The sequence below is a fragment of the Streptomyces sp. RK9 genome, from assembly GCF_045070545.1.
Taxonomy (GTDB): Bacteria; Actinomycetota; Actinomycetes; order Streptomycetales; family Streptomycetaceae; genus Streptomyces; species Streptomyces alboflavus.
Genome location: NZ_CP173703.1, coordinates 1,566,578 through 1,588,396, shown reverse-complemented (window position 1 = coordinate 1,588,396; position 21,819 = coordinate 1,566,578). Strand labels below are relative to the sequence as shown.

Annotated in this window: 18 protein-coding genes; 9 read left to right on the top strand and 9 right to left on the bottom strand. The window is 72.6% G+C overall.

Going from position 1 to position 21,819, the window contains the following annotated elements:
* Positions 1-125: 125 nt before the first annotated feature.
* The 3 genes from AB6L24_RS06155 (at position 126) to AB6L24_RS06145 (ending at position 5,247) form a co-directional block, all read left to right on the top strand.
* On the top strand, positions 126-2,138 hold the full coding sequence (locus tag AB6L24_RS06155) for a Xaa-Pro dipeptidyl-peptidase (RefSeq protein WP_405652954.1): 2,013 nt from the start codon (positions 126-128) through the stop codon (positions 2,136-2,138).
* Positions 2,135-3,418 (top strand): M14 family metallocarboxypeptidase, encoded by a 1,284-nt coding sequence (locus tag AB6L24_RS06150; protein WP_405652951.1) that lies wholly within the window; start codon positions 2,135-2,137, stop codon positions 3,416-3,418. Before AB6L24_RS06155 ends, AB6L24_RS06150 begins: the two co-directional genes overlap by 4 nt.
* 83 nt (positions 3,419-3,501) lie before the next feature.
* Positions 3,502-5,247 (top strand): BCCT family transporter, encoded by a 1,746-nt coding sequence (locus AB6L24_RS06145; protein ID WP_405652949.1) that lies wholly within the window; start codon positions 3,502-3,504, stop codon positions 5,245-5,247.
* Between the two features lie 101 nt (positions 5,248-5,348).
* Here the strand turns inward: AB6L24_RS06145 and AB6L24_RS06140 are convergent, their stop codons facing one another.
* Positions 5,349-6,311 carry an FAD-dependent oxidoreductase gene (locus AB6L24_RS06140; RefSeq protein ID WP_405652946.1) on the bottom strand — a complete coding sequence of 321 codons (963 nt, stop codon included), beginning with the start codon at positions 6,309-6,311 and terminating at the stop codon, positions 5,349-5,351.
* Positions 6,312-6,377: 66 nt separating this feature from the next.
* On the opposite strand from AB6L24_RS06140, the gene AB6L24_RS06135 reads away from it, so the two are divergent.
* Positions 6,378-7,466 (top strand): oxidoreductase, encoded by a 1,089-nt coding sequence (locus tag AB6L24_RS06135; RefSeq protein WP_405652944.1) that lies wholly within the window; start codon positions 6,378-6,380, stop codon positions 7,464-7,466.
* 239 nt (positions 7,467-7,705) lie between these two features.
* Positions 7,706-9,349: an ABC-F family ATP-binding cassette domain-containing protein gene (locus tag AB6L24_RS06130; protein ID WP_405652941.1), complete on the top strand. Its 1,644-nt coding sequence runs from the start codon at positions 7,706-7,708 to the stop codon at positions 9,347-9,349.
* 270 nt (positions 9,350-9,619) lie between these two features.
* Here the strand turns inward: AB6L24_RS06130 and AB6L24_RS06125 are convergent, their stop codons facing one another.
* The 3 genes from AB6L24_RS06125 to AB6L24_RS06115 form a co-directional block, all read right to left on the bottom strand.
* A complete protein-coding gene (locus tag AB6L24_RS06125) occupies positions 9,620-12,031 on the bottom strand; it encodes a Tex family protein (protein WP_405652939.1) in 2,412 nt (803 codons plus the stop codon).
* A gap of 111 nt (positions 12,032-12,142) precedes the next feature.
* Entirely contained in the window at positions 12,143-12,286 is a 144-nt protein-coding gene (locus AB6L24_RS06120; RefSeq protein WP_405652937.1) for an LPFR motif small protein, read from the bottom strand.
* Between the two features lie 131 nt (positions 12,287-12,417).
* A complete protein-coding gene (locus AB6L24_RS06115) occupies positions 12,418-13,311 on the bottom strand; it encodes an SCO6745 family protein (RefSeq protein ID WP_405652935.1) in 894 nt (297 codons plus the stop codon).
* Between the two features lie 148 nt (positions 13,312-13,459).
* Here AB6L24_RS06115 and AB6L24_RS06110 point away from each other — a divergent pair, with 148 nt between their 5' ends.
* Together AB6L24_RS06110 and AB6L24_RS06105 are read left to right on the top strand one after the other, a co-directional pair.
* Positions 13,460-14,449, top strand: a complete 990-nt coding sequence (locus AB6L24_RS06110; RefSeq protein ID WP_405652933.1) for a GlxA family transcriptional regulator — start codon at positions 13,460-13,462, stop codon at positions 14,447-14,449.
* A gap of 90 nt (positions 14,450-14,539) precedes the next feature.
* Entirely contained in the window at positions 14,540-15,187 is a 648-nt protein-coding gene (locus tag AB6L24_RS06105) for a DJ-1/PfpI family protein (RefSeq protein ID WP_405652931.1), read from the top strand.
* Here the strand turns inward: AB6L24_RS06105 and AB6L24_RS06100 are convergent.
* Positions 15,162-15,977, bottom strand: a complete 816-nt coding sequence (locus AB6L24_RS06100) for an enoyl-CoA hydratase/isomerase family protein (RefSeq protein WP_405652929.1) — start codon at positions 15,975-15,977, stop codon at positions 15,162-15,164. The genes AB6L24_RS06105 and AB6L24_RS06100 overlap by 26 nt on opposite strands.
* A gap of 77 nt (positions 15,978-16,054) precedes the next feature.
* Between AB6L24_RS06100 and AB6L24_RS06095 the strand changes: the two genes are divergently transcribed.
* Both AB6L24_RS06095 and AB6L24_RS06090 read left to right on the top strand, forming a co-directional pair.
* Entirely contained in the window at positions 16,055-16,750 is a 696-nt protein-coding gene (locus tag AB6L24_RS06095; protein ID WP_405657055.1) for an HdeD family acid-resistance protein, read from the top strand.
* A 93-nt stretch (positions 16,751-16,843) separates the two neighbouring features.
* Positions 16,844-17,356, top strand: a complete 513-nt coding sequence (locus tag AB6L24_RS06090) for an ATP-binding protein (RefSeq protein WP_405652927.1) — start codon at positions 16,844-16,846, stop codon at positions 17,354-17,356.
* Between the two features lie 15 nt (positions 17,357-17,371).
* Here the strand turns inward: AB6L24_RS06090 and idi are convergent, their stop codons facing one another.
* From idi to galE, 4 genes are all read right to left on the bottom strand, one after another.
* Positions 17,372-17,965 carry an isopentenyl-diphosphate Delta-isomerase gene (idi, locus tag AB6L24_RS06085; protein WP_380855876.1) on the bottom strand — a complete coding sequence of 198 codons (594 nt, stop codon included), beginning with the start codon at positions 17,963-17,965 and terminating at the stop codon, positions 17,372-17,374.
* Positions 17,966-18,123: 158 nt separating this feature from the next.
* Positions 18,124-19,434, bottom strand: a complete 1,311-nt coding sequence (locus tag AB6L24_RS06080; RefSeq protein ID WP_405652924.1) for a GNAT family N-acetyltransferase — start codon at positions 19,432-19,434, stop codon at positions 18,124-18,126.
* A gap of 244 nt (positions 19,435-19,678) precedes the next feature.
* Entirely contained in the window at positions 19,679-20,611 is a 933-nt protein-coding gene (locus tag AB6L24_RS06075; RefSeq protein ID WP_380855870.1) for a cation diffusion facilitator family transporter, read from the bottom strand.
* A 181-nt stretch (positions 20,612-20,792) separates the two neighbouring features.
* The gene (gene galE / locus AB6L24_RS06070; protein WP_405652921.1) at positions 20,793-21,773 is read right to left on the bottom strand and encodes a UDP-glucose 4-epimerase GalE; all 981 of its coding nucleotides are present in this window, start codon (positions 21,771-21,773) and stop codon (positions 20,793-20,795) included.
* Positions 21,774-21,819: the final 46 nt, after the last annotated feature.

Sequence of the window (21,819 nt, the reverse complement as noted above, 5' to 3'; positions counted from 1 at the left end):
ATGTCCATGGCCGCATATGTCACACGATCGCCATTCGGCCGACATGTGCGATCACGTCCCATGGACCTTTCCGATCTCTCGACGGCCCTCTTTCCGGCGGCTGTTGACGCGTGTACCTTCCGCGCATGCCGATACGCGCGCGACACCCGCGCCTTGCGACCCCGCCGATGTGGAGAACGCTCCTGGCGGCGGCCCTCGCCGCCCTCCTCGCCACGCTGCTCTCCCCGGGCGGCGCCGCGCACTCCGCGCCGCGCGGCCCGGTGGCCGAGAGTGCCGCGGGGGCCGCGGGGGCCACGGAGAGCAGACCCGTCTACTCCTACGCGGACACGATACGCGAGTCCGTGTGGGTCGACACCCGGATCGACGGCGACGCGGACGGCACGACCGACCGCGTCGCCGTCGACATAGTCCGGCCCCGCGAACCCGCCGCCAAGGGCCGGAAGATACCGGTCATCATGGACGCGAGCCCGTACTACTCCTGCTGCGGGCGCGGCAACGAGAGCCAGAAGAAGACGTACGACGCGAACGGCAACCCCGTCCAGTTCCCGCTGTACTACGACAACTACTTCGTCCCCCGCGGCTACGCCTTCGTCGCCGTCGACCTCGCGGGCACCAACCGCTCCTACGGCTGCGTCGACATCGGCGGCCGCTCCGACGTCCAGTCCGCCAAGGCCGTCGTCGACTGGCTCAACGGCCGGGCCCGTGGCTACACCTCGCGCACCGGCGGGGAGCGGACCGACGCACGCTGGACCAACGGCCGCACCGGCATGATCGGCAAGAGCTACGACGGCACCATCGCCAACGGGGTCGCCGCCACCGGCGTGGAGGGCCTGGAGACGATCGTGCCGATCGGCGCCATCTCCTCCTGGTACGACTACTACTTCGCCAAGGGCGCCCCGTTGTTCAACAGCGGCCCCGACGGTCTCGCGCGCGGTGTGGAGAGCCCCGAGGCCGCCGCCCGCTGCGGCCACGTCAAGCAGCGCCTGATCCAGGGCGCGCCCCGCACCGGCGACTGGACCCCGCTGTGGACGGAGCGCGACCACGTGCCGGACGCCCGCAAGGTCAGGGCCAGCGTCTTCGTCGTGCACGGCCAGCAGGACCTGAACGTGCGCACCAAGCACTTCGGGCAGTGGTGGGACGCCCTCGCCGACGCCGGTGTGCAGCGCAAGATCTGGCTGAGCCAGGCCGGGCACGTCGACCCCTTCGACTTCCGGCGCGCCGAGTGGGTCCGCACCCTGCACCGCTGGTTCGACCATGAACTCCTCGGCCACCGCAACGGCATCGACCGCGAGCCCATGGCCGACATCGAGCGCGCCCCCGACCGCTGGACCACCGACCGCACCTGGCCGCCGCGCACCACCCACACCACGGCGCTGCGCCCCGCCAAGGGCAGCGCGCCCGGCGTCGGCGTCCTCGGCACCCGCCTCGGCAAGGGCACCGAGACGTTCACCGACGACCGGCGGCTCAGCGAGACCGACTGGGCCGCGACGATCGACTCGTCCACGTCCGCCAAGGCCGGTTTCACCACCCGGCCGCTCGCCCGTGACCTGCGGGTCTCCGGCTCCTCGCGGGTGAAGGTGACGGTCACGCCGACGACCCGCACGGCCCATCTGAGCGCCGTCCTCGTCGACATCGGCCCCGACACCATCCGCGACTACGCCCACGACGACGAGGGCATCAACACGCTTCCCGACCGCTCCTGCTGGGGTTCGAGCACCCCCGGCGACAGCTCCTGCTTCAAGAACACCGAGGCCAGGACCGCCGCCGTCGACTACACCATCTTCAGCCGCGGCTGGGCCGACCTCGGCAACCACGCCTCCGACAAGCAGGGCGAGCCGCTGACCCCCGGCAAGCCGTACACCATCACCCTGGACCTGGCCGCGAGCGACCACGTCGTACCGAAGGGGCACCGGCTCGCGCTCATCGTCGGCGGCACCGACCGGAACCTCATCACGGCTCCCGCCGACACCCCGACCCTGACCGTCGACCTCGCCCGCACCGTCGCCCGGGTCCCGCTCGTCGGCGGCACCAAGGCCCTCGCCACGACCCCGCACAGCACCATCCCGCGCGAGTCCCGGCTCGAGGGCGTCGCGGAGCCGCGCCCGATCACCCCCATCCCTGGAGGCCGCACCTCATGAGACCCCGCATCCGCGCCGTGGCCCTGGCCGCGGCCTGTGCCGCACTCGCCGCACCCCTCCTGACGGCCCCCGCGCAGGCGGCCCCTCCCACGCCGCCGCGCACCGGCTTCGAGGAGAGCAACGGGGCACGCTGGACCAGCCAGCCCGAGGAGCAGCAGCTCCTCAGGACGATCGACAAGGCCACCGACCGGGTGTCGGTGTCCCGCATCGGAACCACCAAGCAGGACCGGCCCGTGCAACTGGTGCGGATCGGCGAGCGCCGCACCGCCAGCACCGTGCTGCTCGTGTGCAGCCAGCACGGCGACGAGCCGTCCGGCCGCGACGCCTGCCTCAGCACGATCCGCGACCTGGCCTACGCCAAGGACAAGGAGACCCGCCGGTTCCTGTCGCGCACCACCCTCCTCGTCGTGCCCACCGCCAACCCCGACGGGCGGGCCGCCGACACCCGCGGCAACTCCGACGGCGTCGACATCAACCGCGACCACATCGCCCTGGCCACCGCCGAGGGCCGCGCCATGGCCGCCGTCATCCGCGACCACAGGCCCGACGCCATCTACGACCTGCACGAGTACGGGGCCACGCCCAAGGTCTACGACAAGGACCTGTTCGACCTGTGGCCGCGCAACCTCAACACGCACGGCGCGGTGCACCGGGAGGCCAAGGCGCTGTCCCTCGACTACGTCCGGCCCGCAGCCGAGGCCGACGGCTACACCACGGGCACGTACGGCATCTGGACCGACCCCGTCACCGGCGAGCCCATCAAGCAGGTCGCGGGTGACGGCCAGGAGCGCATCCTGCGCAACGCCTCCGGCCTCAAGCACGCCGCCGGACTGCTCATAGAAAGCCGCGTCGACGCCCTCACCGACGCGGAGAAGAACGACGAGGCCCTGAACAACCGGCGCCGGGTGCACTCACAACTCTCGGCACTCACCGGCTTGTTCTCGTACGCCGACGAGCACCGGTGGCGCCTGGAGGCGGCGAGCACCGCGTCCCGCCTCGCGGGCCTGCGCGACCGGGGACCCGTCTACCTGGGCGGCGCCGACAACGACCCGGCCGAGCCCGCCGAAATCATCGAGGACCCGGCGTGCGGCTACCGTCTGACGCCGCAACAGTTCGCCGACGTCAAGGATGAACTCGGCCTCCACGGCGTTACCGTGAAGCGGGACGGCGCGGGCGTCCTCGTGCCGCTGCGGCAGTCCGCGCGCGCACTCGTCCCGCTGCTCCTGGACGAACGCGCGCCGTACCACCTCGTCACCGGGCAGCCCGACACCGACTGTTGAGGCATCGGAGCGCACGTCACATGTGGTAGGGGGTAGCGGAGAAGAACCCAAGGTCGATCAACGACTCCGCGAAAGGTGCACCTGTGACCCAGGAAACAGAGAAAGCGGACGCCGGAGGAGGCCCGTCGCCGACGGCGGGCCCCTCCGGCGGCCGGTCCCCACAGACCGACCGGGTGGTCTTCGGCGTCACCGCCGCGCTCACCCTGGCGTTCGTGGTGTGGGGCGCCGTCGCCACGGACACCCTCGAAGACGTCTCGGGCGACATGCTCGAAGGCCTGATCCACAACGGTGGTTGGGCCTTCATGCTGGCGGCGTCCGGCTTCGTGGTCTTCGCCCTGTGGCTGGCGGTCAGCCGGTACGGCAAGATCACACTCGGCAAGGAGGGTGAGGAACCCGAGTTCCGCACCGTGTCCTGGGTCGCGATGATGTTCAGCGCCGGCATGGGCATCGGTCTGATGTTCTACGGCGTGAGCGAACCGCTCGCGCACTTCTCCTCGCCGCCGCCCGGTACCGACCCCGCGGACAAGGCCGCCGCCATGGAGACCTCCATGGCGACGACCCTCTTCCACTGGACGCTGCACCCGTGGGCGATCTACGCGGTCGTCGGCCTCGCCATCGCCTACAGCACGTTCCGGCGGAACCGGCGCCAGACCATCAGCTCCGTCTTCGTCCCGCTCATCGGCGAGAAGCACGCCCACGGCACATGGGGCCGGGTCATCGACATCCTCGCCATTCTCGCCACGCTCTTCGGCTCCGCGGCGTCCCTCGGCCTCGGCGCGCTCCAGATCGGCAGTGGCATCGAGGAGCTGGACTGGCGGGACAAGGCGACCACCGGGCTGCTCATCTCCGTCATCGCCGTGCTGACCGTGGCGTTCGTGGCCTCGGCGGTGTCCGGCGTGGAGAAGGGCATCCAGTGGCTCTCGAACATCAACATGGTGCTCGCCCTGGTCCTGGTCGTGTTCGTCTTCATCGCGGGTCCGACCGTCATCATCCTCGACCTGATCCCCACCTCCATCGGCTCCTATCTGGGCGACCTGCCCCAGCTCATCGGGCGCACGGAGGCATCCAGCGGTGAGGGCGTCTCGGCGTGGCTCGGCAGCTGGACGGTCTTCTACTGGGCCTGGTGGATCTCGTGGACGCCGTTCGTCGGCATGTTCATCGCCCGCATCAGCCGCGGGCGCACCATCCGGCAGTTCGTCGGCGGCGTCATCCTCGTGCCCAGCACGGTCAGCCTGCTGTGGTTCGCCGTCTTCGGCGGCAGCGCCATAAAGGTCAAGGAGGGCGGCGGCTTCAAGGGTGACGACACCCCGGAGGCACAGCTGTTCGGTCTGCTGCACGAGTACCCCATCGCGACGGCCACCAGCCTGCTCGTGATGATCCTCGTCGGCATCTTCTTCGTGTCCGGGGCGGACGCCGCCTCGATCGTCATGGGCACGCTCTCCCAGAAGGGTTCACTCGAACCCGGTCGCCTCGTGGTGATCTTCTGGGGCGTGGTGACGGGAGCCGTCGCGGCGATCATGCTGCTCATCGGCGACGGGAAGGAGAACGCCCTCACGGGCTTGCAGAATCTGACGATCCTGGTGGCGGCGCCCTTCACCCTGGTCATGATCGGGATGTGTGTGGCGCTCATGCGAGATCTGCGCCACGACCCGCTGATCGTGCGGGGCGAGCACGGCACGGAGGCTGTCGAGAAGGCCGTCATCGCCGGTCACGAGCAGTACGGCGTCGGCGAGTTCGAGCTGCAGATCGGCCCGTCCGAGAACGGGGACGACGGGGACGGCACGGACACCGACTCCAGCGCCGAGCAGCAGCCCGATCCGGCTCGCTGAGGCCTGCTGAGGTCTGCTCGGATCCGCGTACCGGCCACGGCGCTCGCGCCGTGGCCGGTACGGCTTGCACGGCTGCCGGCCGGTGCCGCTGCCGCCGGCCGTCAGGCGGTGGCTTCCGCCACGAGCCGCGCCGCCTCCCCGGCGCAGCCCCACGCCACGGTCACCCCGGCCCCGCCGTGCCCGTAGTTGTGCACGAGCACCCGCCCTTCCCCGCGCGCCTCGCGCTCCAGGCGCACCGACGCGCGCGCGGGCCGCAGCCCGACCCGGTGCCCGACGACCCGCGCCGCCGCGATCTCCGGCCGCACCCGCGCGCACCGCTCGACGATGTCCTTCGCCACCGCCGGATCGGGCTCCAGGGACCAGTCGCCGTCGTCGGCCGTCCCACCGAGCACCAGCCGCCCGGGCTGCGGCATGAAGTACGTCGTCGCCGACGAAGCGTCGACGGACGTGAACCACGTACGGATCCCGGGGTTCTCCACGAGCACCAGCTGCCCTCGCACGGGACGTATCCCGTCTCCCGGTACGAGCTCCCGGGCGCCGAGCCCCGAGCAGTTGACGACGCACGGGGTCTCGTCGAGCGCGTCGTCGAGGCTCTTCGCCGTCCGCTCCTCGACCGTGCCGCCCGCCGCGAGCAGCCGCTCCCGCAGCCATGCCAGGTGCGCCGGCATGTCGATCAGCGGAAGCCGCGCCCACAGCCCGCCGTCCGCGCACTCCTCGGGCGTCGCCGCGCGCAGCCCCCGCACCCGCGCGGCCCACGGCCCCAGGCCGTCCAGGTCGAGCCCGGCGTGTACGCCCTCGACCATGCGTACGCCTGTGCGTTCCGCGTCGGCCGCCAACTCCTCGTACACCTCCAGGGAGCGCGTCGACCACGCGCCGACGAGCGCCTCGGGCTCGATGCGATAGGGCCACCACAGGCCGCCCGCAACGGCCGAGGTCGTGCGCTCGACCGGGTCCCGGGTCCAGACCCGGGCGCGGTGGCCGCGCTCCGCGAGCAGCACGGCGGTGGTGAGGCCGATGACCCCGCCGCCGATGATCGTCACATCCGCCTTGTCAGTCCCACCCATCCCGGAAACGTAGCGGAATACACCATGTCGTGCTCAGACCCCGGACCGGGTGGGGATACTCACAGCATGTCTGCCGAGTATGCGACCTTCGGCCTGGCACCGGCGATGCGCGCCGGTGGAGTTCTCGCAGGCGGTGACTATCAAGTGCACCGCGAATTCGTCGACTTCATCGTGAACGGCCGCCCGCTGCTGTTCCAGCTCGCCGACCTCGACGCGGTGTCCCCGCTGGCGTCCGACATCCCTCCGGCGATCTTCACGACCCATGTGCGCCGCCTGCTCCTGGAGGCCGAGGCCCCGCTGCGGGACGGGCGGTACGTGATCTACGGCTGTCCGGAGTGCGAGGGCCTGGAGTGCGGGGCCGTCACGGCGGTGATCGAGCGGACGCGGGGGAGCGCCGCCGGGAATGACGGTGCCGATGAGGACGACGGTGCCGACGGTGCCGACGGTGCCGACGGTGCCGACGACGGCGACTATGTGTGGCGCGACTTCGCCTGGCAGACCTCCGAGCAGGCCGACCTGGAGCTCAACGGCTACCACGGCATAGGGCCGTTCCGCTTCCGCGGCGGCGAGTACCGGGCGGAGCTGGGGCGGTTACTGAACGGGGTCGCGCCGGGGGCCGGGCGGCGGGTGCTCCTCATCGGGGCCCGGGTGGCGCTGAACGCCAAGCTCGCGGCGGCGCTGCGCACCATCGGCATCGGCGCGGAGATCGCGGCGGACGCGGCGGGGGTACCGGCGGAGGAGCTGCGGACGTACGGGGCGGTGGCGTTCGGGCGTGAGGTGCCCGCGGGGACCCGGGACGCGGTGCGGGCCTCGTTCGACACCGCGGGGGTCGACGTCGCGTTCGTGGACGGCCTCGCGCCCATCGTCCCCCTGCTCGTCGCCCAGATCGAGTACGCCCTCGACTGCAGCCCGCTGGCGCAGCGCAGGTTGACCCGGCTCGCGGTGGCGGGCGACAGCGTGGTCACCGAGATCACCTCCACGTGCCGGGTGCGGCTCACCGTCTACCGCGTCGACCGCCTCTACCGCACCCGCGTCCACGAGGTCCTCGACGAGGTCCTGGAACCGGGCGAGCACCGGGTGGCCCTGCCGGACCGGGCCCGCTACGTGGTGGCGCGGACGCCGGACAGCGTGCTGGTGGCGTCGGCTTCGTCCTAGGGCCTGTCCGATGGGTCGGCGCGGCGTCGCGGCGTCTGGCACGCACGCTCGCCGCGTTGCCGAAAAATCCTAGTAGCTCCGCTACGAGGACTCTCCGGCGCCTTGCGATCGCACGCACCAGACGCCGCTCCTTGCTCCACGCCGACCCATCGGACAGGCCCTAGGGGGTGGGCGCCGCCCCCGCGCTCCCGGTACCACCCCCACCGCGCCCCGCCCCCGCGCATTAGGCTCAGGCCCTGATGAACGCCACTCTTGTCGCGAAAGACCTCGCCGCCGGCCACGGCGACCGCACCCTCTTCGAGGGCCTGGACCTCGTCGTCGCCCCCGGCGACGTCATCGGCCTGGTGGGCGCCAACGGCGCGGGCAAGTCCACGCTGCTTCGCCTCCTCGCCGGCCTGGACACCCCGGAGTCCGGACGCGTCGGTCTCTCCCCGCCGACCGCCTCGGTCGGCCACCTGCCCCAGGAGCCCGACCGCCGCCCGGGCGAGACCGTCCAGGCGTTCCTGGCCCGTCGCACCGGCGTCACCGCCGCGCAGAGCGCCATGGACGAGGCCACCGAACTCCTCGTGGCGGGCGCGCCAGGTGCCGACGACGCGTACGCGAACAGCCTGGAGCGCTGGCTCGCCCTCGGCGGCGCCGACCTGGACGAACGCGCCGAGGAAGTGACCGGGTCGCTCGGCCTCGGCGTGCGCCTGGACCAGCCGATGACGGCGCTCTCCGGCGGCCAGGCCGCGCGCGCGGGCCTCGCCTCGCTGCTCCTGTCCCGCTACGACGTGTTCCTGCTCGACGAGCCCACCAACGACCTGGACCTGGCGGGCCTCGACCGCCTCGAGGCCTTCGTCCGTGGCCTGCGCGCGGGCACCGTCGTCGTGAGCCACGACCGCGAGTTCCTGACCCGCACGGTCACCAAGGTCCTGGAACTCGACCTGGCCCAGCAGCAGATCAACCTCTACGGCGGCGGCTACGAGGCGTATCTGGAGGAGCGCGAGGTCGCCCGCAGGCACGCCCGTGACGACTACGAGGAGTACGCCGACAAGCGCGCCGCCCTCCAGGACCGCGCCCAGATGCAGCGGACCTGGATGGACAAGGGCGTCAAGAACGCCCGCCGCAAGGCCTCCGACAGCGACAAGCTCGGCCGTAAGTTCCGCAGCGAGGCCAGCGAGAAGCAGGCGGCGAAGGCCCGCCAGACCCAGCGCATGATCGAGCGCCTCGACGTCGTCGACGAGCCGCGCAAGGAGTGGCAGCTGCGCATGGAGATCGCGGCGGCACCGCGCTCCGGCACGGTCGTGGCCACCCTGCGCGGCGCCGTCGTCCGCCGTGGCTCCTTCGCGCTCGGTCCGGTCGACCTCCAGCTCGACTGGGCCGACCGCGTCGCCATCACCGGCGCCAACGGCGCGGGCAAGTCGACGCTCCTGGCCGCCCTGCTCGGCCGCGTCGCCGTGGACGAGGGCCATGCCGCGCTCGGCTCGGGGGTCGTCGTGGGCGAGGTCGACCAGGCCCGGGCGCTGTTCCACGGCGCGGAGTCGCTGTTCGACGCGTTCCGGGCGGCGGTGCCCGACACCGACCCGGCGGAAGTCCGCACGCTCCTCGCCAAGTTCGGCCTGAAGGCGGACCACGTGCTGCGGCCCGCGGTGACCCTGTCCCCGGGCGAGCGCACGCGCGCGGCGCTGGCTCTGCTCCAGGGCAGAGGCGTGAACCTCCTCGTTCTCGACGAGCCCACCAACCACCTGGACCTGCCCGCCATCGAGCAGCTGGAGTCGGCCCTCGACTCCTACACCGGCACGCTCCTGCTGGTCACCCACGACCGCCGCATGCTCGACGCGGTCAGCGTCACGCGCCGCCTGGAGGTCTCGGCGGGGAAGGTGACGGAGCCGTCGCCTTGACGGGGGCGTCGCCTTGACGGAGGCGTCGGCCTGACCGCTGGCTGACGGGGCCGTCGGGCCGACAGGTGCCCTCGGCCCGCCCGCCTGCCGATGGGGCCGTCGGCCCGACCGCTCGCCGATGGGGCCGTCGGTCTCACGGGCGCGTCGGGCTGACGGGCGCAACGGCTCGACGGCTTTCCGCCGGGCGTACCGGCCTGACGGCTCGTCACGGTGGCAGCCCCTCAAGGCGGCTGCCACCGTGACCGCCCTCGACTCGGGGCGCCCGCGGCGTCAGCGCTGCTTGGGGTCGACCAGGCCCGCCCGCCGCAGCGCCTCCGCCATCGCGTCGTTCGCCGGAGGCGGGCCCTGCCGCTGCTGCCGGTCCTTGGGCCTGCCGCCCCGGCCGCCCTGGTCCCGGCCGCCGGCCTGGCCCTGCTTGCCGCCGCCACGGCCCCGCTCGCCGCGCTGCTGCGGGGGACGCCCGCCGCGCTCCTTGCGGCCGCCGGGCGCGGAGGCGTCCTGCGCGGCCTCGTCGTCCAGGCGCAGCGTCAGCGAGATCCGCTTGCGCGGCACGTCGACGTCGAGGACCTTCACCTTGACGATGTCGCCCGGCTTCACCACGTCCCGGGGGTCCTTGACGAAGGTCTTGGACATCGCGGAGACGTGCACGAGGCCGTCCTGGTGGACGCCGACGTCGACGAACGCGCCGAACGCGGCGACGTTCGTGACGACGCCCTCCAGGACCATGCCGGACGCGAGGTCGGAGATCTTCTCGACGCCGTCCTTGAAGGTGGCCGTCTTGAAGGCGGGGCGCGGGTCGCGCCCCGGCTTCTCCAGCTCCTTGAGGATGTCCGTGACGGTCGGCAGGCCGAAGCTGTCGTCGACGAAGTCGGCGGGCCGCAGGGACCGCAGCGTGGCCGTGTCACCGATCAGCGAGCCCACGGCGCCGCCCGCCGTGCCCGCCATCCGCCGCACCACGGGGTACGCCTCGGGGTGCACGCTGGAGGCGTCGAGCGGGTCCTCGCCGCCCAGGATGCGCAGGAAGCCCGCGCACTGCTCGTAGGCCTTCGGGCCGAGCCGGGGCACGTCCTTGAGGCCCTTGCGGCTCTTGAAGGGGCCGTTCGCGTCGCGGTGCGCCACGATGTTCTCGGCGAGGCCGGAGCCGATGCCGGAGACGCGGGCGAGCAGCGGGGCGGAGGCCGTGTTCACGTCCACGCCCACGCCGTTCACACAGTCCTCGACGACCGCGTCGAGGGAGCGGGACAGCTTCACCTCGGACAGGTCGTGCTGGTACTGCCCGACGCCGATCGACTTCGGGTCGATCTTCACCAGCTCGGCGAGCGGGTCCTGGAGCCGTCGCGCGATGGACACGGCGCCGCGCAGCGACACGTCCAGCTCCGGCAGCTCCTGCGAGGCGAACGCCGACGCCGAGTACACCGAAGCGCCCGCCTCGGACACCATCACCTTCGTGAGCTTCAACTCGGGGTGCTTGGTGATGAGTTCACCGGCGAGCTTGTCCGTCTCGCGGGACGCCGTGCCGTTGCCGATCGCGACCAGGTCGACGTCGTGCTCCTTGGCGAGCTTCGCGAGGGCCGCGAGCGACTGGTCCCACTTGTTCGCCGGGACGTGCGGGTGGATCGTGTCCGTCGCCACGACCTTGCCGGTGGCGTCCACGACGGCGACCTTCACGCCCGTACGGAAACCGGGATCGAGGCCCAGCGTCGCGCGCGTGCCCGCGGGGGCGGCGAGCAGCAGGTCGCGCAGGTTCGCGGCGAACACCCGCACCGCCTCGTCCTCGGCGGCCGTGCGCAGTCGGAGCCGCAGGTCGATGCCGAGGTGCACCAGGACGCGGGTCCGCCAGGCCCAGCGCACCGTGTCCGTCAGCCACTTGTCGGCGGCCCTGCCGCGGTCGGCGATCCCGAAGCGCCGGGCGATCGAGCCCTCGTACGACGACGGGCCCTCCGTGGCCTCCTCCGGCTCCAGGACCAGGTCGAGCACGTCCTCCTTCTCGCCGCGCAGCATCGCGAGGACGCGGTGCGAGGGCAGCTCCGTGAACGGCTCGGCGAAGTCGAAGTAGTCGGCGAACTTCGCGCCCGCCTCCTCCTTGCCGTCGCGCACCTTCGCGGCGAGGCGGCCGCGCACCCACATGCGCTCGCGCAGCTCGCCGATGAGGTCGGCGTCCTCGGAGAACCGCTCGGTGAGAATGGCGCGGGCACCGTCCAGGGCGGCCTGCGGGTCGGCGACGCCCTTGTCCGCGTCGACGAACGCGGCGGCCGCGGCCTGCGGCTCCACCGTCGGGTCCCCGAGCAGCCCCTCGGCCAGCGGCTCCAGACCGGCCTCGCGGGCGATCTGCGCCTTGGTCCGCCGCTTCGGCTTGAACGGCAGGTAGATGTCCTCCAGGCGGGCCTTCGTGTCGGCCTCGCGGATGCGGGCCTCCAGCTCGTCGGTGAGCTTGCCCTGCTCGCGCACCGAGTCGAGGATGGCGCTCCGCCGCTCCTCCAGCTCCCGCAGATAGCGCAGCCGCTCCTCGAGCGTGCGCAGCTGCGCGTCGTCGAGCATCTCGGTGGCTTCCTTGCGGTAGCGCGCGATGAAGGGCACCGTCGACCCGCCGTCGAGCAGGTCCACGGCGGCCTTCACCTGCCGCTCCCGCACGCCGAGTTCCTCGGCGATCCTGCCTTCGATGGACGCTGGGGTGGTCGTCACGTTCCGGTACCGCCTTCTCGCTGGGGTTGCCCGCCAATTGTGGCAGGTGGCACCGACAGCGAGGCAGTCAGACCCGGGGCGCGGTGCGGCCGGGCCCGGCCGGTCGCGCGGTCAGACCCGGCGGGTCCGGCCGGACCGGCGCCCGGAACGTGAAGCTCCGCCGAACAGCCGGGCCAGGGCCCGGAACGGCAGGGTGACCACGGTGGCGATCGCCCCAGCGATCTGGCGCAGCACATCTGCGATCGCACGGAACACGAGGTTCTCCCTTCGTCTCCCCGGCCCAGTCTACGGAGGTTTGTTCGAGGCCGCGGAACGGGCGAGTACCCCGGAGGCGAGGTCACATGCTTCGAGATCACACGCGTCGAGATCACATGTGTCGGCGGAGGTCAGGCCTTGCCGAGCAGGTCGGCGGGGAGCGCCCCCGCCTGCAGCGCCGCCCCGGCGAAGACCGTGCCCAGCTCCGTGAGCCGCTCCACGTCCGCCGCGCCGAGGTGCTCGTAGGGCGCCCGGTCCAGGCGGTCGGTGCGCTCCTCGATCGCCTTGCGCAGGGCGACGCCGGACTCCGTCAGCTCGCCGTCGGCGTCCACGAGCCCGCGCCCGCGCAGCCGCTCGACGGCCGCGTCCCAGTCGTCGCGGGTCCAGCCCCGGGTGTTGAGGTTCCACGTGGGCGTCATGCTCTTGCCCGTCGCGGTGTGGCTCACCAGCGCCTCCACCGGGTCGAGTTCGGCGTCCAGGAGCACGGCCAGGTGGCCGTCGCCGCGGTGCTCGCGCAGCAGCGTCGCCGCGTGCCAGTAGGCCAGGTGCGGCTCGTCCGGCACGGCGAGGGCGGCGTGCGCGGCGTACAGCGGACGGCCGCTCGGCGAGCAGGCCTCCGTGGCCCGCAGCGCGAGCCGGGCCGCCTCCGCCATCTCCGGGGACGCCACCGCCTCGTCCCCGAGGAGCCGCCGCAGTGTCGTGTCGACGGCGCGCAGCCGGGCGGCGAGGACGTCCTCGGGGGCGGCGGTGCGCCAGATCTCCGGCACGAACCGGGCGACCGTGTCCGGCTTGTAGTTGAAGAACGTGGCCGTCACGGTGCCCGCGCCCACGGCTCCGAGCGCCGCCGCCCGGATGGCGAAGTTGACGGCCTTCGGGTGGGTGATGCCGAGCGGGGCAAGCTCGCGGCCCACGTCCGGGGAGAAGTAGTGCGTGGTGTGGAGGGCGTTGAGCACGTTGTGGCAGCGGCGTCCCGCGCGGGGGTGCAGTGCCGAGCCGACCGGGGCCGAGGTCGTCGAAGAGGTCATGGCCACACGTTACCGACTGGTCGGTATGAGGTGAAGGGGCTCCGGCGCCGAGCAGGACGCCCCCAGAGGCGGATGGCAGAAAAGGATGGCAGGAAAGGTGGGGTGCCCGTCATTGCGGCCATCCCGCCGCACCCCAAGAATCATGGGCATGGAGCAGCGAACCGTCCTGATCGTCCTCTTCGACGGCGTCCAGAGCCTCGACGTCACGGGCCCCGCCGAGGTGTTCACGGGAGCGAGCCACGCCCACCCCGACGCCCCGCCGTACGAGGTGCGCACCGCCTCCCTCGACGGCGCCCCCGTGCGGACGTCGAGCGGGCTCACGCTGGTCCCGGACTCCTCGCTCGCCGAGCACGCGGGAGGGGCCGGCACCCCGGTGCCGCACACCGTCCTGGTGCCCGGCGGCGCGGGCACCAGGGACGAGGACGAGGCCCTGGTCGCCTGGTTGCGGGCCCACGCCCCGCTCGCCGAGCGGCTGATCTCGGTCTGCACCGGGGCCATCCTGCTCGCGCGGGCCGGCCTGCTCGACGGCCGCCGCGCGACGACCCACTGGGCGTACTGCGACAAACTCGCCCGGGACCACCCGGAGATCGACGTGGACCCCGACCCCATCTACGTACGGGACGGGCACGTGTCGACCTCGGCGGGCGTCACGGCGGGCATCGACCTGGCGCTCGCCCTCGTCGAGGAGGACCTGGGCCGGGACACGGCGCTGACCATCGCGCGCTTCCTCGTCGTGTTCCTGCGCCGCCCCGGCAACCAGGCGCAGTTCAGCGCCCAGCTGTCGGTGCAGACGGCCCGCCGTGAGCCGCTGCGCGAGGTCCAGCAGTGGATCACCGAGCATCCCGGGGGAGACCTGAGTGTGGAGTCCCTGGCGGAGCGCGCCCGGCTCTCGCCCCGGCACTTCGCCCGCGCCTTCCACGCGGAGACCGGCATGACACCGGGCAAGTACGTCGACCGCGTCCGCGTCGAGCACGCCCGCCGACTCCTCGAGGACACCTCCGACGGCGTCGAGGAGGTCTCGCGCGCCTGCGGCTACGGCACCCCGGAGGCCATGCGCCGCGCCTTCGTCAAGGCGCTCGGCACGGCTCCCGCCGAGTACCGCCGCCGCTTCCACCGCCCCCTCACCGCCCCCGCGTGACCGCTCCACCACCTGCCACCCACCGACCATCACCTGCCATCCCTGCACCGCACCACCGTCATCCGACCCGCCTCCCCGAGGAGAGCCCGCATGCAGATCGCCATCGCCCTGTACGAACGCTTCACGGCCCTCGACGCCATCGGCCCGTTCCAGACGCTCGCCGGCCTCCCGGACGCCGAGGTCGTCTTCGTGGCCGAGCAGGCCGGGCCCGTGCGCGACGACACCGGCCAGCTCACCCTCGTCGCCGACAAGTCCTTCGACGAGGTGCAGAGCCCGGACATCGTGGTGGTGCCCGGCGGCCCCGGCCAGAGCGACCAGATGGAGAACGAGTCGCTGCTCGGCTGGCTGCGCACCACCGACAGGACCACCACCTGGACGACGTCCGTGTGCACGGGCTCCCTGGCCCTCGCCGCCGCCGGACTACTGAAGGGCCGCGAGGCGACGTCGCACTGGCTGGCCCTGGAGGAGCTGGACAAGGTCGGCGTGCGCTCGACCGGGCGGCGGGTCGTGTTCGACGGGAAGTACGTCACCGCGGCCGGTGTGTCGTCCGGCATCGACATGGGTCTCGCCCTCGTCGGCAGGATCGCGGGCGACGAGCGCGCCCAGGCCGTCCAGCTGATGATGGAGTACGACCCCCAGCCGCCCTACGACGCGGGGTCGCCGGAGAAGGCGCCCGCGCACCTCGTCGAGATGTTCCGCGGCCGCAGCCGGTTCAGCGAGGAGGAGCAGCCCGCGTAGCCGGGACCTCGGGCGGGGTCCAGGCGAAGCGCGGCTGCCTGCGCTCCAGGAAGGCGGCGACACCCTCGGCGGTGTCGCCGCTCGCGCGCATCTGCTCCGCCCAGTGGGCCTCCCGCACGGCCCCCGCGTCCGCACCGCCGGGGCCGCCCGCACCGGCGGCCGGGGACGCGAACTCCTTCGCCGCCGCCTGTGTGAGCAGCGAACGCGCGGCCAGGATCCGGGTGAACTCCGCGACGCGCGCCCGCAGTTCACCCGAGGGCAGCACCTCGTCCACGAGCCCGGTGCGCAGCGCCCGCCCCGCGTCGATCGGCTCGCCGGAGAACAGCAGGTACTTGGCGGTCGACGGCCCCACGAGGGACACCAGGCGGCGCGTCGTCGATGCCGGGTAGACGATGCCGAGCTTTGCCGGGGTGACCGCGAACACCGCGCCCTCGTCGGCGAACCGCAGGTCGCACGCCGCCGCCAGCTGGCAGCCGCCTCCCACGCAGTACCCCGCGACCGCCGCGAGCGTCGGCTTGGGGAAGGCCGCGAGTGCCTCCTCGGCCCGCACCGCGAGTTCCTGGGCGCGAGCGGGTTCCTCGCGCAGCGACGAGATGTCGGCGCCCGCACAGAACGTGTCCCCGGCCCCGGTCAGGACGAGCGCCCGCACGGCCGGGTCCGCGGCGAGCCCCATGAGCAGCGGCGGCAGCGCCCGCCACATGTCCGCCGTCATGGCGTTGCGCTTGGCCTGGTGGTCGATGACGACGGTGGCGACACCGTCGGCGACGGCGTGCCTCAGCTGCGGCTCCATGCGCCGGATGCTATCCGCACCCACCGAACGTACGATCAAGAAGGGGTGGCTTCGCACGGCGGACGGAGGCCCTCATGATGCTGGGTAGAACACGCGAAGAGGCAGGTCAGGGCGGTGCTGACGGCACCGGTGGCACGGCCGAGGGAGAGCGCCTGAGGCGCAGCTTCGGCTGGCTCGCCGTGCTCGGCGCGATCCTCGTCCTCGGCGGGCTCATCGGCATCGTGTACGTCGGGGTGGCCACGCTCACCTCGATGCTGCTGTTCGGCTGGCTGCTCCTGGTGGGCGGCATGGTGGCGCTGCTGCACGCGGTGCAGTCGCGCGGCTCGAACTTCTTCTGGCTCGGTGTGGTGGTCGCCGCGCTGAACCTCGCGGCGGGCGTCGTCGTCATCCGCAGGCCCGACGTGGCCGCGGAGGCGCTGACGATGTTCGCGGCGCTGCTCTTCCTCACCGGCGGTGTGTTCCGGCTCGTCGGCAGCCTGGTGGTGCGCGGGCCGCAGATGGCGGTGACGCTGTTGCAGGGCGCCTTCGGCGTGCTCCTGGGCGTGCTCGTGCTCGGCGACTGGCCGAGCAGCAGCCAGTACGTCATCGGCTGCTTCTTCTCCCTCGCGCTGCTCTTCGACGGCCTCGGCCTGATCGCGACGGCCGTCGGCGGCCGGCGCCTGATCAGCCTGGTCTCGGAGCGCGTCGGCGGCGACGGCGGCACTCCGCAAGCCGTACAAGCTGAAGAACCCTTGAAGGCGGAACAAGAAGGGCAGGAGCAGTCGCGCAACTGACGACGGCACGCGAGGGCGATCAAATCCCGTCGATAGTCGCTGACTTCTGGTCAGTAGCGCGGTACGGACCAGCGCGTTACCAACACTCGACGTGTGGTGACAACCGAGCGCGAGGGCGGGGACCGGGCGATGGGCAACGACGGGAGAGGGCCGGGCCCGCTCCCCGGGGGAGGTGGGCGGGTGCCGTACGAGGGCGTGTGGCGGTTCACCGCCCCCGCCGTCGACGCCTCGGTGCCCCAGGCACGGCACGCGGTGCGCGACCTGCTCGCGCGTCAGGGGGTGCCGGCACCGGACGAGCTGGTGCAGGGACTCCTGCTGATCGTTTCCGAGCTGGTCACCAACGCGGTGCGGCACGCGGCGCTGCTCTCGCCGATGCTCGCCGTGGAGGTCGCGGTCGGCGCGGAGTGGGTGCGGGTCTCCGTGGAGGACAACCACCCCTATCGCCCGACGGCCCTGGAGGCCGACTACGGCCAGACCGGCGGCCGCGGGCTGCTCCTCGTGCGGGAGATCGCCCGTGAGGCGGGCGGCGCGTGCGACGTCGAGCACACGGCCGGCGGGGGCAAGGTCATCTGGGCCGCCTTGCCCCTGAAACCCAACGGGATCTGAGGGCCGCCCGCCGGGCTACCAGCCCGCGCCCGGCCCCGTCAGCTCCTTGATCGCGGGCCGTGCCGCATCCAGGACGGTCATGAACCACGCGGAGAACGGCCCCTTCGCGTGCCGCTCCGCGAGCTCCGCGGCGGTCACGAAAGCGGTGTCGCCCACCTCGCTCGCGTCCGGGCGCAGCTCGGCCTGCACCATGCCCACGAAGAGGTGGTTGAACTCCTGCTCCACCAGGCCCGACTCCGGGTCCGGGTGGTTGTAGCGAACGGTGCCCGCCTCCGCGAGCAGCGACGGCGAGACGCCGAGCTCCTCGAAGGTGCGCCGGGCGGCGGCCGCGAACGGCGCCTCGCCGGGGTACGGATGCCCGCAGCAGGTGTTCGACCAGACGCCGGGGGAGTGGTACTTGCCGAGCGCCCGCTGCTGAAGGAGCAGACGCCCCTGCTCGTCGAAGAGGAAGACGGAGAACGCCCGGTGCAGCTGCCCGGGCGCCTGATGCGCGGCAAGCTTCTCCGCCGTGCCGATCGTCCTGCCGTCCTCGTCGACGAGTTCCAGCAAGATTGTCTCTCCGGTGCCGTTCGACGAGCTGTTCGCCGCGGTGGCAGGTGTGATCGGCATACCCATCCTTCGCTTCGGTCGCTGATGGCCAAGTCTGCCGTACGACAGGGGCTCTCCCGGCACTCCGGGGGCCCCGCATGTCCCGTCCCCGACCGTGGGGACGGGACATGCGGATTCGGCCACGGCACCCCCGGCGTCGGGCCGGGGGACCGCCGGGGTCAGACCCCGAAGGCCGCCGGATAGGCGATCGTGCCCGACGGAACGGGCACCCCACCGTCCGTGCCGGGCCGGTCGAGGACCAGCGCCATCATGGCCTCGTCCGGCACCTCGAAACTTGGCCGGATCCCGTACGCCGAGGCCGGGGTGAAGCCGAACCGCGGATAGTAGTCCGGGTGTCCGAGCACCAGGACCAGTTGCTCGCCACGGGCGCGCGCGGCGTGCAGCACGGCGCGCACGACGGCCGAACCAGCGCCCGTTTTCTGGTACGCCGGGAGTACGGCCACCGGCGCCAGGCACAGGGCCGGGGCGCCGTCCACGTGGCAGCGGGTGATCAGGGCGTGCGCCACGACCTCCCTGCCCGAACCGTCGGTGCCTTCAGGGCCGCCCGAGCCGTCCCCGCGGGGCGCCTCCGCGACGAACGACAGCCCGTCGATCCAGGCCCCGGCGTCCTCGCGGAGCGCGTCCACGAGGTCGGCCTCCCCCTCGGTGGGGAAGGCGGCGACGTTGACGGCGCGCACCGCCGCGCGGTCGGCGCCGGACGCCGCCTCGGGCCGGGTGCGCCAGCCGCCGCCCGCCGGGCTGAGGACGTAGCCGGCGTAGCCGAACTCCGCCCCGTGCTCCCGCCGCATCGCGATCTCGGCGCGGGTGGCGGCCAGGGCCTCGGCCATGCCGGGCGCCTCGGGGTCGGCCGCGTCGGCGCGGGCGCCGAGCGGACCGTAGTACTCGTCCCAGTCGGACTCCGGCTGGGACACGGTGCCGAGCACCGCGTACCCGGCGGCGAGTGCCGCGCGGGTGTTCTCCTCGGGGGTGCGCAGCGGGTAGTGCTGGTCCCAGAAGGCACGCGCCGCCCCGGACGGGTCGGCGGTCGTCCACTCGCACTCGGTGACGACGAGCTTCCCGCCGGGCGCGAGCAGCCGGCGCCAGGCGTCGAGGGCGGTGTCGAAGCCGATGGAGTAGACCGAGCTCTCGGCCCAGATCAGGTCGAACGAACCGTCCGGGCAGGGCAGTTCGCCCATGTCGGCCAGGACGGTGCGCACCCGGTCGCCGAGCCCGCGGGCGTCGGCCGCCGCGCGCAGCTCGGTGAGGAACGGCTCGTGCAGATCGACGGCCGTGACCTCGGCGCCCGCCTCGGCGGCCAGGAGCAGCGCGGAACGGCCGGGGCCGCAGCCCAGGTCGAGCACGCGCGGACGGGCGGGCAGCTCACCGGCGAGGGCGAGCAGCTTGCGGGTGGTGTCGTCGGAGCCGGGGCCCTGCCGGGGCAGGCCGTGGTGCAGGGTGAAGAAGGCGTTGGTGATCGCGTTCTGAGTCAACGTGGTGAACCCTTGGATGAGTGGGCCCGGCCGTGACACGGGTGACGTACGCACAGTGCATACGTGACATGCGTGACGTACCTGCGAGAGGCGACGTACGGAAGGTCAGGCGTGGACCCGGGAAGTGGGGACAGACGTGTCGCCGCGCAGGGCAGCGTCAGCCGCGACAGTCATCAACCCACCTCCTTCTCTTCCGCCAAGGTCCTGGCCAGGGTACCACTGTCCGTGATCACCTGCCCCGCCGTCAGTGGCACAGCCCCGGCTCGTGCTCGGCGTGGCCGCCGGGCTCCAACTGGAACGTGCAGTGCTCGACGTCGAAGTGGTCGCCCAGGCAGAGCTGCAGCTCGTGCAGCATCTTCTCGTGGCCGATGGCGGTCAGGGCCTCGGAGCTGACGACGACGTGCGCGGACAGGACCGGCATGCCCGACGTGATCGTCCAGGCGTGCAGGTCGTGCACGTCCTCCACGCCGGGCAGGGCCAGCATGTGGGCGCGGACCTCGGCCATGTCGACACCCTTGGGCGCCGATTCGAGCAGTACGTTCAGCGTCTCCCGCAGCAGCTTCCACGTACGCGGGACGATCATGAGCCCGATGACGATGGAGGCGATGGGGTCGGCGGCCTGCCAGCCGGTGAGCAGGATGAGGGCGGCCGAGACGAGGACCGCGACCGACCCGAGGGCGTCCGCGAGGACCTCCAGGAAGGCGCCGCGCACATTGAGGCTGTCCTTCTGGCCGCCCATCAGCAGGGCAAGCGAGACCAGGTTCGCCAGCAGGCCGATGAGGCCGAAGATCATCGTCAGCCCGCCCTCGGTCTCGGCGGGCGTGACGAACCGCTGCACCGCCTCGTACAGGACGTACCCGCCGACGCCGAACAGGAGCAGACAGTTGGCGAGCGCCGCCAGGATCTCGGCGCGGGCGTAGCCGAAGGTGCGGTTCTCGCTCGGCGGGCGGTTCGCGAAGTGGATCGCGAGCAGCGCCATGCTGAGGCCGAGCGCGTCCGTCGCCATGTGCGTCGCATCCGCGATCAGGGCGAGGGAGTCGGCGACGATGCCGCCGACGATCTCGACCACCATGACGGTGAGCGTGATGGTCAGCGCGATGCGCAGACGACCTTTGTACGCGGCCGTGGCCGTGCCCTTGGCGGGCGGCGCGTGGCCGTGGTCGTGTCCTGCCCCCATGGTGCGTTCCTCCGTCGTCGTCCGTCGGCGCCCAGGTCCGGTCGCGGCCTTCAGTCAACTACGGGTGGGGGGTATGTGCAACACGCTCCTGAGAACCGTTGTCATATGCTCTGACCTGCGTAAACAGTCCGCAGGTCAGAGCCCTGCGAGTGCCGGGTGGAGGGGCGGGCGCCCGGCGTGGCTAGCCGCGCGCGGCCTCGGGGTGGCGCAGGCACCAGCCCGCCCACGCGGACTCCACCATCTCCCGCACCCCGCGCCCGGCCCCGAAGCCCAGCTCCTTCGCCGCGAGCCGCACGTCCGCCACGGCGCGCGGCGCGTCACCCGCCCGGCGCGGCTCGACGAGCGGCTCCCGGTGGTCCCCGGTGACCTCCGCGATCACGGTGAGGAGTTCGCGTACGGAAACACCCTCGCCGCGGCCGATGTTCACCGTCAGATCACTGCCCGGCTCGACGGGGCGGCGGGCGGCGGCGAGGTGCGCCTCGGCGAGGTCGCTGACGTGGATGTAGTCGCGCACGCAGGTGCCGTCGGGCGTGGGGTGGTCGGTGCCGAAGATGCGCGGGGCCTCGCCGCGGGTGAGGCGGTCGAAGACCATCGGGACCACGTTGAAGACGCCGGTGTCGGCCAGCTCGGGGCTCGCGGCGCCCGCCACGTTGAAGTAGCGCAGACAGGTCGTGGTCAGGCCGTGCGCCCTGCCCGCCGCCCGCACCAGCCACTCGCCGGCCAGCTTCGTCTCGCCGTAGGGGCTCACCGGCGCGCAGGGCGTGTCCTCCGCGACCAGGTCGGCGTCCGGCGGATTGCCGTAGACCGCCGCCGACGACGAGAAGACGAACCGCTGCACGCCCGCGTCCACCACCGCCTCCAGGAGCGTCGTCAGGCCCCCGACGTTCTCCCGGTAGTAACGCAGCGGCTGCTCCACCGATTCGCCGACCTGCTTGCGGGCGGCGAGATGCACCACACCCGTCACCGCGTGCTCGGCGCACACCCGTCGCACCAGGTCCCCGTCGAGCGAAGTGCCCCGTACCAGCGGAATGTCCGCGGGCAGCCGCTCCGGCACCCCCGAGGAGACGTCGTCCACGACGACCACCCGCTCACCCGCCCCGGCCATGACCCGCGCCACATGCGCCCCGATATATCCCGCTCCACCTGTGATCATCCATGTCATGGACGTCCACCTTAGGCTGGCTTGGACGGTTGTGGACCCCGCGGTT

Bases quoted from the DNA above. Each gene is read 5' to 3' on its own strand.
- AB6L24_RS06155 (WP_405652954.1), top strand. From the start codon at position 126: ATGCCGATACGCGCGCGACACCCGCGCCTTGCGACCCCGCCGATGTGG.
- AB6L24_RS06150 (WP_405652951.1), top strand. From the start codon at position 2,135: ATGAGACCCCGCATCCGCGCCGTGGCCCTGGCCGCGGCCTGTGCCGCA.
- AB6L24_RS06140 (WP_405652946.1), bottom strand. From the start codon at position 6,311: ATGGGTGGGACTGACAAGGCGGATGTGACGATCATCGGCGGCGGGGTC.
- AB6L24_RS06135 (WP_405652944.1), top strand. From the start codon at position 6,378: ATGTCTGCCGAGTATGCGACCTTCGGCCTGGCACCGGCGATGCGCGCC.
- AB6L24_RS06130 (WP_405652941.1), top strand. From the start codon at position 7,706: ATGAACGCCACTCTTGTCGCGAAAGACCTCGCCGCCGGCCACGGCGAC.
- AB6L24_RS06115 (WP_405652935.1), bottom strand. From the start codon at position 13,311: ATGACCTCTTCGACGACCTCGGCCCCGGTCGGCTCGGCACTGCACCCC.
- AB6L24_RS06110 (WP_405652933.1), top strand. From the start codon at position 13,460: ATGGAGCAGCGAACCGTCCTGATCGTCCTCTTCGACGGCGTCCAGAGC.
- AB6L24_RS06105 (WP_405652931.1), top strand. From the start codon at position 14,540: ATGCAGATCGCCATCGCCCTGTACGAACGCTTCACGGCCCTCGACGCC.
- AB6L24_RS06100 (WP_405652929.1), bottom strand. From the start codon at position 15,977: ATGGAGCCGCAGCTGAGGCACGCCGTCGCCGACGGTGTCGCCACCGTC.
- AB6L24_RS06095 (WP_405657055.1), top strand. From the start codon at position 16,055: ATGCTGGGTAGAACACGCGAAGAGGCAGGTCAGGGCGGTGCTGACGGC.
- idi (WP_380855876.1), bottom strand. From the start codon at position 17,965: ATGCCGATCACACCTGCCACCGCGGCGAACAGCTCGTCGAACGGCACC.
- AB6L24_RS06075 (WP_380855870.1), bottom strand. From the start codon at position 20,611: ATGGGGGCAGGACACGACCACGGCCACGCGCCGCCCGCCAAGGGCACG.
- galE (WP_405652921.1), bottom strand. From the start codon at position 21,773: ATGACATGGATGATCACAGGTGGAGCGGGATATATCGGGGCGCATGTG.